General features: G+C 31.7%; 12 protein-coding genes. All 12 read right to left on the bottom strand.

All coding sequences use genetic code 11. The features are described from left to right. Positions 1 to 4 precede the first annotated feature (4 nt). Positions 5 to 1450 (bottom strand): MBOAT family O-acyltransferase, encoded by a 1446-nt coding sequence (locus tag Z053_RS0102980; protein WP_025663545.1) that lies wholly within the window; start codon positions 1448 to 1450, stop codon positions 5 to 7. 10 nt (positions 1451 to 1460) lie between these two features. Then, on the bottom strand, positions 1461 to 1700 hold the full coding sequence (locus Z053_RS0102975; RefSeq protein WP_025663544.1) for an acyl carrier protein: 240 nt from the start codon (positions 1698 to 1700) through the stop codon (positions 1461 to 1463). Between the two features lie 24 nt (positions 1701 to 1724). After that, positions 1725 to 3209 carry an AMP-binding protein gene (locus Z053_RS0102970; RefSeq protein WP_025663543.1) on the bottom strand — a complete coding sequence of 495 codons (1485 nt, stop codon included), beginning with the start codon at positions 3207 to 3209 and terminating at the stop codon, positions 1725 to 1727. Positions 3210 to 3268: 59 nt separating this feature from the next. Continuing rightward, positions 3269 to 4471 carry a glycosyltransferase gene (locus Z053_RS0102965; RefSeq protein ID WP_025663542.1) on the bottom strand — a complete coding sequence of 401 codons (1203 nt, stop codon included), beginning with the start codon at positions 4469 to 4471 and terminating at the stop codon, positions 3269 to 3271. Next, entirely contained in the window at positions 4471 to 5577 is a 1107-nt protein-coding gene (locus Z053_RS0102960; RefSeq protein WP_025663541.1) for a glycosyltransferase family 4 protein, read from the bottom strand. The genes Z053_RS0102965 and Z053_RS0102960 overlap by 1 nt, the downstream gene beginning before the upstream one ends. Then, positions 5578 to 6642, bottom strand: coding sequence for an acyltransferase family protein (locus Z053_RS0102955; RefSeq protein ID WP_025663540.1), 1065 nt, complete (start codon positions 6640 to 6642; stop codon positions 5578 to 5580). A 16-nt stretch (positions 6643 to 6658) separates the two neighbouring features. Beyond that, entirely contained in the window at positions 6659 to 7630 is a 972-nt protein-coding gene (locus Z053_RS0102950; protein WP_025663539.1) for a polysaccharide pyruvyl transferase family protein, read from the bottom strand. Between the two features lie 20 nt (positions 7631 to 7650). After that, a complete protein-coding gene (locus Z053_RS0102945; RefSeq protein ID WP_025663538.1) occupies positions 7651 to 8934 on the bottom strand; it encodes a hypothetical protein in 1284 nt (427 codons plus the stop codon). Between the two features lie 6 nt (positions 8935 to 8940). Beyond that, a complete protein-coding gene (locus tag Z053_RS0102940; RefSeq protein WP_025663537.1) occupies positions 8941 to 10479 on the bottom strand; it encodes an oligosaccharide flippase family protein in 1539 nt (512 codons plus the stop codon). A 51-nt stretch (positions 10480 to 10530) separates the two neighbouring features. Beyond that, positions 10531 to 11814 carry a nucleotide sugar dehydrogenase gene (locus tag Z053_RS0102935; protein ID WP_025663536.1) on the bottom strand — a complete coding sequence of 428 codons (1284 nt, stop codon included), beginning with the start codon at positions 11812 to 11814 and terminating at the stop codon, positions 10531 to 10533. A gap of 31 nt (positions 11815 to 11845) precedes the next feature. Beyond that, on the bottom strand, positions 11846 to 12844 hold the full coding sequence (locus Z053_RS0102930; protein WP_025663535.1) for an SDR family oxidoreductase: 999 nt from the start codon (positions 12842 to 12844) through the stop codon (positions 11846 to 11848). 326 nt (positions 12845 to 13170) lie between these two features. Beyond that, positions 13171 to 15177 (bottom strand): alpha-ketoacid dehydrogenase subunit alpha/beta, encoded by a 2007-nt coding sequence (locus Z053_RS0102925; protein ID WP_025663534.1) that lies wholly within the window; start codon positions 15175 to 15177, stop codon positions 13171 to 13173. Positions 15178 to 15401: the final 224 nt, after the last annotated feature.

Genomic DNA, 15401 nt, shown 5'->3' with positions numbered 1-15401 from the left:
TCATTTAAAATTGAAAGTATATAAATGTTTCAGCACTTTTTCCAAAAATTAATATCAAAACAAAAATGGATATATAAGAAATCCATCTAAGATAAATATTATAATTACCTATCTCAAAATCATGTTTCTTTTCTCTGTTTATCCATTCTATCAACATAAAAAAACCAACTAGTGCAATAGTAATTAATGTAGTAGACGTAAATAGCACAGAAGGCAAATCAATAATACTTAAAGAAAAAATCCCTTGCAGATATTCAAATCCTACAGAAACACTTTCTACCCTAAAGAAAACATCGGTAAGCATAATTAAAACAAACAAAAGGATCATTTTAATAATTTCTTTTACAGAAGGAAGCATTTTTCCTTTTGCTACAATTTCTGATGTATTCATCTTTCCAGAAAACACTAATGGTACAAAATAAATACCGTGTAATAATCCGTAAACAACAAATGTCCAATTAGCCCCATGCCAGAACCCGACTAAAACAAAAGTGGTAATTATTGAGATGATTAATCCCTTTTTCTGATGTCTTCTTAAAGTAAATGATAATGGAGTAAACACATAATCCATCATCCATGTTGTTAACGACATATGCCATTTTCTCCAAAAATCGCTAATATTCGTCGAAAAAAACGGAGTAGAAAAATTACGCATTAATTGTATACCAAATAGCTTAGAAACACCTATCGCCATATTAGAGTACCCAGAAAAATCGGCATATAATTGTATGGCATAGAAAAAAGTTCCTAAAAGTAATGTACTACCTGATTCATTTTCATAATTATTAAAAATCGGATTGGCTATTAATGCACAATTTTCTGCAACAACAATTTTAGCGAATAATCCCCATAATATTTGACGTAATCCATCTACTGAAACCTCATATGAGATAACTCTTTTTTCTTGAATTTGTGGAATTAAACTCGACGCTCTTTCTATAGGACCAGAAAGAATTTTAGGAAAAAACGTTACAAATACAGAAAACTCTAAAAGATTTTCACTTGGTTCTATCTCTTCATTATAAACATCTATTAGATATCCAAGAGTTTGAAATGTAAAGAAACTAATCCCTAATGGTAGTAATATTACCAGAGAGTTATATGTCGATTCACTTCCAAAAGCATTTAAAATTTCATAAAACCCTTCATAGAAAAAATTAAAATATTTAAAATACAGCAAAAGCCCAACATTAAATACTAAACCGATATATAAGAAAATGCTTTTTTTACGATCTTCAGGAGTGCGAAAGATTTTTAATCCCAAATAATAATTAATAAGTGTGCTACCAATTAGTAGGGCCAAAAACCTCCAATCTGCCCATGTATAAAAAAACAAACTTGCTCCTAACAAAAAGATGTTCTGATATACTTTGGATCTATTAAAAACCAGCCAGTACAATAAAAATACCGGAATTATAAAGACAACAAAATCTAATGAATTAAAAACCACTTCTTATAAATTAAATTTTATTTTGAATTACCGAAACTAGTGAACCCAAATTTTTTAGTTTATTAAGATCTCTTAGCTTAAACCGAATACTAAATTCTTCTTCGATTTTGGTGATAATCATCATATGCGATAGAGAATCCCAACCATCTACATCTTTTGCTGTTAATTCATCATGCAACTCAAAGTTATCATGTTCTAATATAGATACCAATGCATCACTTATTTTACTCTTTATTACATCTACTTCCATAATAATATAATTAGCTCTCTAATGTTAGCTGAATAGTTTATTTAATTTTTTTCTATCTGTCTTTCCATTTGTATTTAAAGGAAAACTATTAATAAATTTGATTTGTGTAGGAACCATATACTGCGGAAGTTTAGTTTTTAAATCATCCAACAGTTGTTTTGTTTCAAATTCTGTAGCCTCTATTACCAATCCAATTTCTGTATTCTGGATACTATTTGTAAAAGCGATGGCTACGACATTTAATTTATCTAAAGCTGCTTTAGCGTGAAATTCAATTTCTGATAATTCTACTCTAAACCCCTGAATCTTAGCCTGAAAATCAACTCTACCCAAATATAGTATATCTCCATCACTATCTACAGTACACAAATCTCCTGTTCTATAAAACCTTGTCTTTTCTCCGCCATATTTTTTGGTAAAAAAAACTTCTTTATTCTTTTTTTCATTTTTCCAATACCCAGGAGTTAGCTGTATACCACTTAAGCATAGCTCTCCATTTTCTCCTTCTCTCACTTCGTTATTATCGTCATCGACAATAATAGTTTTGGTATTCTTCATATCCTTACCAATCGTCAAAACGCCATTATGCGTTTTGTTATCCCCTTTTCTTATATAAGTATAATCGGTACAAAATATAGTACATTCTGTAGGGCCATATACATTAGCAATTGTAGCATTTGGGACACATTTACTCCATTCTTCGGTGACATCTAAGGGTAAAGCTTCTCCGCAAAAAAGGCTGTATTTCATAGCCGGACAATCGATTTCATCAAAATAAGGTCTTAAATAATGAAGTATAGAAGGAACCATTAATGCAAAAGTTAGCTCATGATCTTCCATTAATTCAAATATATAGCTGTATTTAATTTCGTCTTTTGGTATTGTATATATACAGGCACCTTTGAGTATTGGGGCCAAGTATGATACTACCGATAAATCAAATGTCAACTCAAACATTTGTAAACACCTATCTGTATCTGTAATGGTATAATTTAATTCCCAGAATGCATCCATAAAACCAGATAGATTCTCAAAAGTAATGGGAACTCCTTTTGGAGTTCCTGTTGTACCAGAAGTAAAGAATATATATCCAAGATCATCCTTAGTCACTTCTACCGGTGTTAAGTCAATTTCAGAAGTATCACATTTCTTTGTAAGAATAACATTAAACTCGGTGAAGACTTTAGTCTCTGAGGAATCAAGAATAGTTTTAATATCTGCTTGATCGATAACTGTACTATTTCTGCTAATAGGAAATTCTGGATTTAGTGGTACATAGGCTTTACCTTCCATCCATAAAGCGATTATTGAAGCATAGGTTTGAACATCATCATTAGTAATTAGCCCAATGTTAATTTCGTTCTCTTTTATTGAGGATTGAATCTCTTTTCTTATATCTGATATTACCTGAGCAAAATCTTTATAACTATAATAAGTATCACCAAAGTAAAAAGCGTTATTATTATAATTATTTTCTATAGATTTTTGTATGTCAAAAACTAAATTCATTTCAATTTATTATTAGGTTAATAATAACATCACAGTGGTTCTACTATACTGCTGTTGTCTTAACTCAAATACTCGTTAGCTACTCTTTCTAAATTAAATTTTACTAATAATTCATTTTTATTAGCTTCTAAATTTTGTTTGTATTTAGAAGATTTTAGTACTAATTCTATCGCTTCTGCAAGTACATATTCCTCATCGATAAACTCATCTGTCAAAGGAATTCCAAGCTTATCTTTATACAAGTTTGGAGTAATTATCCCGGCTTCTACTTCTACCATTTTATCTTCAATTTTTTGAGCATGAAGACTCATCAACTCTACAATACCATACGTACAACAAGAAGAAACAACCGGAGTAGCTAAACACATTGCTTCTACAATTACATTAGGAGTACCTTCATAATGAGAAGCCAACGCTAACATTTTTGCATTAGCTAAATATTTATATGGATTCTTTTTTCTTCCTAAGAAACTTATATACTCATTTATACCAAGGTCATCGATTAAGTTTTCAAGATGTTTTAATACTCCTGCATCTCCATCGCCAATAAAAATGAGTCTTGCATCTGGCATATTTTTTATCACCAAAGAAAATGCTTTTATCAAGTGCCACGGGGACTTTTGCGTAGATAATCTTCCTATAAAAAGTACAGAATTCGATGCTAATAATGCTACTTCATTTTTTTCTGTAATATCTTCTAACGATCGTTTTTGTATTTCATCGACGTCATGAGGGTTGTATATAACCGTTAATTTGTTGGCAAATTTAAAATCACATTTTTCTATTAAATCTTCTTTAATCGCATTACTAATACAAACTACTTTATCTAAATTCTTATAGGTATACTTATAACCAAATCTGGTCATTTTACTTAGTAAGGAGTTGTTACTAAGCTCAACACTTTTTAATGCATGAATACTGGCTACCTTATAATCTTTGGTAAAAGTTAATGAACTATAAACATTGGGCATAGCGCCAAATGCAATCGAATGTGTGATTTTATGTTTTTTGATTACTTTTCTAAGCTTATAAGGAACCGAAACATAGAATTTTAATCGTTCGGCTTTTGACATCTCGCTAAAATCACGATCTGAAAAATACAACTCGTCTTCATCAAAATTAATGATATCATTTTGGAGTTTTATAAATTTCACCGCTTTTACAAAATGCCCTTCTTTTTTATAAAAGTTATAAAAAGAAAATGCTAATCTTTCCATCCCTCCAACACCGCCATACGGTATGATTAGTAAAATATTTTTCATTAATTCTTACGCGTTAGATTAACAAACAATTGATCCCATTCGTTTACAACAGATTCTGGGAGATATCGTTTTACTGAATTTCGGGCTTTATCGCCCATTCTTTTTCTATCTTCTTCATTATGTATCAAAAACATAATACCTTCTGCGAAATCCTCTATATTATCTTTTTCAATCAAAATACCATTTTCTTTATCTGAAATAATATCTGATGGTCCATGAGGACAATCAAATGAGACACAAGGAACACCATACGCCATTGCTTCGGTTAAAACCATTCCAAAACCTTCATATCTAGAAGACATTACATAAATTGAAGCTTCCTGATATTTGTCGGCTATATTTCTTACGGGTTCGTAAAAATTTATTTTTTCTGTTATTTTTAGATCACTAGCTATTTTATCTAACCTTTCATTTGCATTGATGGTTCCATAAATATCTAATGTCCAATCGGGATATGTATCTGTAACCAATTTCCAGCTTTGCAATAATCTATCGTATCCTTTTTGGTAACTCTGTTTGCCTACAGCTAATACTTTTTTATTATTTAATGTACTTTGTCCTTCGGGATAGAACGACAATGGATTAGGAATTACTTTAAGGTTTTTAAAATTCCATTCTTTTAAATTCCCATTGGTTAATACTACAAAATGATCATATTTTTTTCCTCCAAAATTCATAAGTCCGAATTTCAGTTTTGTAAACATCCTACTTTTCAAGGATGGGGTAACACTTTTAATCTCGATATTTTTAGACACATGTCTTTCATAAATCATCGAACATGGTTTCCCGATCAATAATGGTACTAAAAACCCTTTTAAACCATCGTCACATACAGAGATTACATCAGGATTAATCTCTTTTACAACTTTTCTAAGTCCTTTTACATAGCTTCGCAAAAATCGAATCGGATTGCTACTAGTAACAATATCATGATGAATGATATTTGGACTAAAGTCATAAAACATTTCTTCATCTTCCTGATCTAATGTTACGATATGCACTTCATAATCTAAATGATCAGCCAGATAGCTGGCTTTAATAGATAATACACGTTCTAAACCTCCTGGGCCAAATGTTTTATTAGTTATGTAGAGTAGTTTAATCATTTATCTACTTCCTGTTAAAAGTGCATATACTTTTGGTGTTGTTTTTTGAAGCAACTTTGCACACCATACGCAAGCCAAGGTTGCTAATACTGAACTTATAAAAAATAATATCAGTAAAATAATATCATTTTCTCCAATGTATTTTACATATATCTTAGTAAAATAGGTTAATGCTACACCATGGGCTGCATATATAAAAAAACGATACCCATAAAGTGGTTTATTTGTAAGTTCATACCTTTTATTAATAAAATCATACATTGTCCAAACTGTAAAAAATCCAACAAACATGGTTATTCGTTTACAGAGTATAGCAATCATATGTGTTTCTTCATAAGCATCACGAACATAAAAATTAAGGAAAATACATATACCCCAGATTACTACCGACAGTATATGTGTTGATGTCTTAAAATTTGATATTATGTTAAGTTTTGTAATAGAAGTATATGCTCCGCAGGTAAAAGAAAACAACCCCAGGTATTGAAATAAATAAACATTATTAGCATAAAACAAGCTAGGTTGTTCTAAAAAGAGTAAGGCACATAAAAAAATCAAGAAATAAAACTTTAAATATTTTATTGCCAGATAAATAAGTGGTGTTACCCAAATATAAAATATGAGTTCTCTAATAAACCAAAATGTATAATTTATAGGATCAACAAATGCCAACCATGCTTGTTTCCATAAAGGCATTTGATGCAATGGTTCTTCAAAAAAATGAGACAGCATCGGGATAAATTGGATAGCATATACAATTAAAAACCACAATCCACACCACAAAAAATAAGGAATCACCAGTGTTTTAAACCTATTTTTAATCTTTCTTTTAAATGTAAATACCGATAGGTCATGATTTCTAAAAAAAAGAAAACCCGAGATAAAAAAGAACATCGGTATAAAGATGTTTGATAATTCTAAAGCAAATAAGTACTCAATATAATAAACTACCTCTCTATTGGTTTCGATGCTCAAATTCGTTAAATTATAAGCATGGCAAACCACTACCATAAAAATAGAATAGAAAGAAAGAATACGTATCTTATTACTAACACTTTTGTCCATAGCCCCTTTGGAAAATTTATTTATTTAATTGGTTTCTTACCTTTTCTTTTAATGCATTTGCTAATTCATGATGTTTTTCAAGGTTCTGCACTGAAGTATTTTTGTCTATTTTCCCTTCTAAATTAAAATTAGTTGTAAACGCTCCTGTTTTACTATTGATATCAATTCGATTAAAGAGTTCTAAAATCCCATCAAATCGGCAAGAATCTACAAAACTATCAAAACCATTTACAAAAATTACGGGAGTACCTAAGGCTAAACATGGTAATGCACAGTGAATTCTAGAAGTAATAACCAGTTTAGCTTTTGCATATTTACGTAAAAGTGCTTCTGCCATTTCGAACTTTTCTTCATCAGAATATTGATTAGAAGGTGGTTCTTGATTAATGAATTCTGCTTTGTCTAAAATATCTTTACTGATAAAATTTTTAAGATGTTTATTCTTTTTATTTAATTGAAAAACAGTACCGTTAAGGATATTTTTTATAGTATGTTTAGCACTATAAAAAACTTTTTCAGGTCTGGGGTAGCTATATAAAGGGTCTACAATATAGATATCCTCTCCTCGTTCACTATCATCAACCTTATAAGAATCTAAGGTTAAGGTTAAGCAACCTGTAAAATAGGCATCAATTCCTTTAGCTTTTAATGTATCTGCAGTAAACTGATCTCTACATCCAATGGGTTCGTGTTTTTTTAGGTAAGCAATTCCTTTTTCACTAAGCATTGCAGGTGCAGCTGTATTGTTCATATGAAAAGAAACAAATACTGGATCAATATCTTCTGAAGGAACCCAATTATGAGTATTATGAGTAAACCAACCATTCATGATAAGTTTTACCGGCTCTCCTTTATAATCGCCTAATTTCTCTCTATTTAGAAAAACATCGATGTTTGGTAAAAATTGTTTTGCAGCCAAACTTTGAATATTGTCTCCAACATTAAAAAACCGCTTATTCTCAACATATGTCAGTAGTCCGTATTTCATACGTTTAAATTTTGTTTTGTTTAGTATCTTATTTTTCTATATAACTTTTGTAACCAGGGAAATTTATTTCTTATAATAAACCTAATCCTTTGTTTTCCTTTGTTAGAGGTATTTATTTTTTGTTCTAAAAGTTGATCGATCTTACCATCTCTAATTTTATTGATTTGAGAAGTTTCTTCTTCTTTATCCTTAAAGACATAAAACTGATCTGTATTTTTTGCTTTCTCCATGAGTTCCCACCAAAAGTATTTTACTCCTTTGCTTCCTGAACCGATTTCTAATACTTGATAAAATTTGTCATATACAGTCTCATCGACATTAAAACCATAATCATTAGGATTCTTTCCATTTAAAATAAGTCCTAAGATTGTTCTAAAACATTTTTCGCAATTGCTACAATTAAACTCTGTTCTTAGTTCAGAATAGCATACTCTAAGTTTAAACTTATTATTGGTATTCGAAGCAAACTGTGCTATCAAATCTACTTTATCTTGCCTTTTTAGTTCATATCCGTCATGAAATACCTTTACTCCACCTCCCCATGTAATCTTTTCATCTATTTCTGGAGTAGATCCCCAATCAATATCAATATGATCTGTGTATGATGATGCTATGTAGATAGAAGAATATTTGTATATAAACGACAATGGTGCCAATGAACCAATTAGAGCAAGGCCGTGTTGCACTTTGCCCCACCATCCTATATCTTTAAGCAGAAGTTCTACCTGATAGGTATAAAATTCTCTAAGATTTGTTTCTATATATTCTTGATTATTTTTTTCTAATAGTTTCTCTGTCTCAATAAAGTTGGTAAAATCTTCCCATTGAGAATGGTCATCTATCTCAATATCGGCTCCATGAATTGTTATCAGATCGGGTTTCTTTTCAAAAATTCTTATATACGTTGCATAAGCATCTACTCCGCCACTAAACAACATAGATGATTTATCTCCTATGATTTTGTTTTTAATGAGTTTTTTAGCTTCTAATTTACCTTTTACTGTATGTAATGAATCTCTCTTTAGAAACTCTTTGTGTACTAGTTCTAGGGCTTTATAAAAATCTTCATCAACTTCTTCTACCTCAACAGTAAATCCTGCATACCATGCGATAGGCATAATATTAGACAAAAACGGGATTACTGCTATACTATCAGGCACATTACTTACATCAATACCATATGTAGAATAAAGCGGCTTATCTTGCACCAAATATTTCTGCACATTAACCTCGGCAGAATAATCGTAAACGATTTTCTTTCCTTCGTCAGAATATGATATTGTATCAAGTGTTAGTTTTCCCATTACAATTTATTTTCGTTTTAGTACTGCAGCTATTGGTTTTGAAAATAATTCTCTCTCGTAGTTAAGCATTCCTACAAAATACATAAGTATCCCAAAAATCACAGTATATACACTTCCTTTTATCACAAAATTCAACCATCCATCTCCAGGAATATAATTAATAAAATAGCCAATAAAAATCACAACAAATACGACCAATAATGTTTTACGAAATAACTCTTTAAAAAACCGAAAGATATTTAAGCCTATTTTTTTATGATAATAAAAATTCATCACATTTTGTACGACTAACCATCCTGCGACCAACCCAGAGATCATTCCTAATGCGCTATATTTTATTGCCAGAAATCCTCCCAGTACAGCACCTAAAATCATAAATACAAGATATAGAATTGCTTTAAAAGACAATTTGTTTTTTGCTTCGAGAATAGAATTCCCAAATGCTTGCAGTAATGGCAAAGTATATCCTATCATGATGATCAAGGCAATACTGTATATCTCTCTACATTCTTGCGTATTATACCTACCATCGGTTTCTAACTCTCCTCCTACCCATAAATTAATAAATTGTTCTCCATACAATATAAAAGCACTAAGTACATACATTAGTACAATAAAAGACAACCTACCTAGTTTGATCATCATATCGGTTAACTCTTCACCTGTTGCATTTCTTACTGTCATTTGTGTTGCTCTAGGTAAAAAAACACTGGATATTGCGGTAGAAAAAGCTCCGTAATAGGTTCCAAGGGCGATTCCAATGCCATAAATACCTAAAACTTTTGGTACACTCATAGCCCCCAACACCCAACTACCAGATTTCCACTGTAACATTCCTACAATAGAAAACACAAAAATCCAACTAGAATATTTTAGTATCTGTTTGATAAATGCTTTAGAGAGTTTATGCAATTTAAATCGTACATTAAGTTTTTTAATCACGTAATAAGCAGATACCGAAATGGTAAGAATATTAAATACCGAATCAACTATTACCAACGATATAGCGCGACCTCCTAAAAAAAGTACAGCTACTACTGTCACTGATCTTAAAAGGTATCTGATAACACTAACAGATTCTGGAAATACAAATGCTTCGTATCCTTTACAAATTCCTGTAAAGATCATTCCCGGAAGTTGAATTGCCAGATTAAAAATCAAAATAACAAACATTACTTTGGCTATTTTGAGTTCTTCGATACTAAACTTGGTAAAATATGAGTCTATAAAGAAATAGAAAACAATTCCGAGAATAATAACGAGTAGAGAAATAACAAAATATAATATTCCGATGGTGGCTAAAAAATTTTCTTCTCCCTTTCTATCTTTTTCTGCTCTATATTTAGCTATAAACCGAACAACTGTATTGGTAAGACCAAAATCCAAAAGAGCAATGGTACCTATTAATGCTCCTATTGCATTAAAAATACCATATTCATCTTTTCCCAAATAACTAACGATCAAAGGTGTAATCACAATACCTATAACATTAGTAAGGAAAATCTTTAGATAAGTTAGTAATGCCCCTTTTTTTAATTGACTCAAAATAATTGGTCTTAAGTTGTTATTTTGTTATGCTACCGATTGATTATTTTATTATAATCTTCCGTGTACCTTTTCTTTCAGTATTCCTTTAACATCGTATAGAATACCGTTTGGTAAAAGCATAGATTTTAAATCTATATCTAAAAATTCTTTATGCGCAACTGTTAATACTACTGCATTATATTTTTCTTTTGGTAAATCAGTTGTTGTTTCCAAGTTATATTCATGCATTACTTCTGCAGGATTTGCCCATGGGTCATATATGGTAACATCGGTTCCAAAATCGCCTAATTGTCTAATAACATCAACTGCTCTTGTATTACGCACATCGGGACAATTTTCTTTAAATGTCACACCGAGCACCAATACCTTAGCACCTTTTATATGAATATCATGTTTCACCATAAGCTTAATCACTTCTGATGATACATACTGTCCCATACTATCATTTAATCTACGTCCTGCCAAAATAATTTCTGGATGATATCCAAATTCTTGTGCACGTTGAGCCAGGTAATATGGATCAACACCAATACAATGACCACCTACAAGCCCTGGTTTAAAGGGAAGAAAATTCCATTTGGTTCCAGCTGCTTCTAATACATCATTGGTATCTATATCCATTAAGTTAAAGATCTTAGCCAACTCATTAACAAAAGCTATATTAATATCTCTTTGTGAATTTTCGATAACTTTTGCTGCTTCTGCCACTTTTATAGTTGGGGCAAGGTGAGTTCCTGCTGTAATAATAGAAGCATATAAATCATCTACTTTTTTCCCAACTTCTGGAGTAGACCCCGCTGTAACTTTCAGAATTTTCTCTACTGTATGTTTCTTATCTCCCGGATTGATTCGTTCTGGTGAGTATCCTGCAAAAAAGTCTTCATTAAATTTTAGCCCACTTATTTGTTCTAGTACGGGAACACATTCTTCTTCGGTAACTCCTGGATATACTGTAGATTCATAAACGACAATATCTCCTTTTTTTAATACCTTGCCAACAGTCTCACTAGACTTATACAAAGGTGTAAGATCGGGCCTATTATTTTTATCTACCGGAGTAGGTACGGTGATTACATAATAATTACAACCTTTTATATCTTCTATATCAGAAGAGCAATAAAGTCCTTTTTTATCCAAACCACTATTATCCTTTAATACCGATTTTAATAATTCATCTTCTACTTCTAAGGTAGAATCGGTTCCCGAACGTAATTCTTTGATTCTTTTTTCATTGATATCAAAACCTATTACTGGATATTTGGTTCCAAATAACCTGGCTAAAGGCAACCCTACATATCCTAATCCAATGATGGCAATCTTAATATTTTGCATAGTTATTCTTTATTTACTAGAAATTTAGAGTCTATTTTAAATGTTTCCAATACCATTTTACAGCTTCTTTTAATCCTGATTTGATATCAAATTTTGGAGCATACCCCAAAAGTGTTTTTGCTTTATCTACAGATGCTAAAGAATGCGGTATATCACCTTTACGTTCTGGTCCGTATACAATATCTACGTCTGCAATAGCAGCGTCATATGTAGATAAATATTCTTTTAACAAAATCGTTAATTCGTTCAGTGTTGTTCTTTCTCCGTATGCTGTATTATAAACATTATTTATAGCTTCTTCATTATCAGAAACTATTGCCAATAAGTTCATTTGGATTACATTATCAATATAGGTAAAGTCTCTTGAGAATAAGCCATCCCCATTAATTACCGGAGATTCATATTTCATAAACTGCATTACAAATTTTGGAATAACTGCAGCATATGCTCCATTAGGATCTTGTTTACGACCAAATACATTAAAGTATCGTAATCCTATTGTATTTAAATCATATGTTCTTTTAAAATTATCGGCATACAGCTCATTAACATATTTGGTTATGGCATAGGGTGATAATGGTTTCCCTATTTTTTCTTCTACTTTAGGCAAAGCTTCAGAATCACCGTATGTCGAAGAGCTTGCAGCATAGATAAAACGTTTTACCCCTGCATCCCTAGAGGCTACCAGCATATTAAGAAATCCTCCTACATTAACATCGTTAGTCGTAATAGGGTCATTAATTGATCTCGGTACAGAACCTAATGCGGCCTGGTGTAACACAAAATCAACCCCATTACATGCTTTACAGCAGTCATCAAGATTTCTGATATCTGCTTCAATAAAAGTAAAGTTAGAATTCTTTAAAAGTGGATCGATATTTTTTTGGTGTCCCGTTGCAAAATTGTCTAATCCTATTACAGTACTTCCAATTTCTAAAAGTGCTTCGCAAAGATTAGACCCTATAAACCCAGCTGCACCTGTTACTAGTATTGTTGAAGAACGAAGATGTTCTAGTTGTTTCGCGTTCATGAATTATATTTTAACCCCCTGTATTTTAGTCCAAAAGACCATACTTTTGCATAGTCAGCGCGAAATTAAGATTTACTTATAGAACATACAACATATGTTAAAGGGGATTTTACCCCTATTTAAAATTTATAATATTTTGTTAACCTTAAAAATCTTCAACAAGCACAATAATCAAACACAAATCACTAATAAACAACCAATTACAAACAAAAAACCATTGTAAAATTTTAGTAACTACAATTTTACAATGGTTAAAAAAAATAAAATATAAGGTTCTATACAGATATCTTTCTAATATCTATTACCAGAAACAGCTTGTATCAAAACTAGAATTCTAATAACAATAGTAATTCTTCTTCAAATCGGTTTTTTCCTAAATATTGAGTTTCAAGATTCGTATCAAATGGAATCGGAGTCTGTAAACTTGCTACTCGTTTTACTGGTGCATCAAGAAATGTAAAGCAATTTTCCATAATTAATGCCGAAATATCTGAAGCTATACCTCCAAAAAGTGAGTCTTCCTGTAAAATGATAACTTTACCTGTTTTTTTCACCGATTGGTATATAGTATCTGTATCCAGAGGTTGCAATGTTCTTAGATCGATAAGGTCTGCATTGATTTGTGTGTGTTTTTCTAACACATCTAATGCCCAATGCACACCTGCTCCATAACTTATAACAGTAATATCTTTTCCTTCCTTTAATACAGAAGCTTTACCTAATGGTAAATTATAATACCCTTCGGGAACCTCTTGGCGAATACTTCTATATAGTGCTTTATGTTCAAAAAACAATACTGGATTTGGATCCTCTATTGCTGTAGTCAACAAGCCTTTTGCATCATACGGAAATGCTGGATAGACAACTTTAAGTCCTGGTGTTTTGGTAAACCACGCTTCATTAGTCTGACTATGAAACGGCCCCGCCGCAACACCTGCACCACAAGGCATTCTAATCACAACATCTGCAGATTGACTCCATCGATAATTTGATTTTGCTAACAGATTAACAATTGGATTAAATCCCGAAGACACAAAATCGGCAAATTGCATTTCGACAACAGCCTTATAATCATTAATAGACAGACCGTACCCTGCAGAGACAATTCCTGATTCACAAATTGGAGTATTACGCACTCGTTCTTTTCCGAATGCATCTAAAAAGCCTTCGGTAATTTTAAAAACCCCACCATATTCTGCAATATCCTGCCCCATAATCACAAGCTCATCATACCGATGCATACTTTCCTTTAGACCATCAGAAATAGCATCGATCAACCTTTGTTCTTTTGTATCGGTACTGGGTTTTATTTCTTTATAATCAAACGATGTATACACATCATCTAACTCTTTATCCAAATTAACATCAATCGCTTCTTCAGTATTTGCACGTTCCCAATTGGATTCTATTTCCTTTTTTAGAATGGACTTTTTTTCTCTATCATCTTCATCAGAAAGTATTCCCTGATCAATCAGGTAGTCCTTATAATTTTTAATAGGATCTTTAACACTCCAATGCTCCATCAATTCCTTAGGCACATATTTCGTTCCACTTGCTTCTTCATGTCCTCGCATTCTAAAAGTTTTAAACTCTAATAAAACCGGTCGTGGATTGATCCTAATACTTTTGGCTAGTTTGCTTATCTTATCGTATACTTCTAATATATTATTTCCATCAATAATATGAGACTCCATACCATATCCTAAGCCTCGATCTGCAAGGTGTTTACAATTATATTGTTCGCTGGTTGGAGTAGATAACCCGTAACCATTATTTTCTATACAGAACATCACAGGTAAGTTCCATACCGAAGCTACATTAAGTGCTTCATGAAAATCTCCTTCACTGGTTCCTCCTTCTCCTGTAAAAACCGCAGTAACTTTATTGTTCTTTTTTAAAAGATTTCCCATAGCGATACCACACGCTATACCCATTTGCGGTCCCAGGTGAGAAATCATACCTACAATATTATAATCTTGTGTTCCGAAATGAAAAGAACGATCACGCCCTTTGGTAAACCCATTTGCTTTTCCTTGCCATTGACTAAACAATCGATATAAGGGAATGTCTCTTGTTGTAAATACTCCCAAATTACGATGCATTGGTAAAATGTATTCTTCGTTTTCTAAAGCAGCTGTTATCCCCACAGATATTGCTTCTTGCCCTATACCACTAAACCATTTAGATATTTTTCCTTGTCGTAACAACACAAGCATTTTCTCTTCAATAAGCCTGGGTTTAAGCATTTTGAGATATAATGAGATCAGCTGATCGTCTTTGTATTCTTTTCGGTCAAAATGTAGTTCTATTTTTTCCTTTGAAATGTGCTCCATAGCAGAAAATTTGTTAGGTAAAAATACTTATTTTTACTTCACAACTCGCATCCCAATTACAATATTATTAAGTAGTTGTTAATTTACCCTAAACAATTCTACGAATTAGTTAAATTTACCATGAATTAAGGATTAGACGTCCATAATTAACAAATTTGACCGATATTTTGCAGCTATAAATAAATTTGAAGTCCTATTAGGAATTTTCGGTCAAATACACCTAT

Source organism: Aquimarina megaterium XH134 (assembly GCF_000520975.1).
Classification (GTDB): Bacteria; Bacteroidota; Bacteroidia; order Flavobacteriales; family Flavobacteriaceae; genus Aquimarina; species Aquimarina megaterium.
The sequence above is the reverse complement of the archived record's forward strand: the minus strand, read 5'-3'. Positions and strand labels throughout refer to the sequence as shown.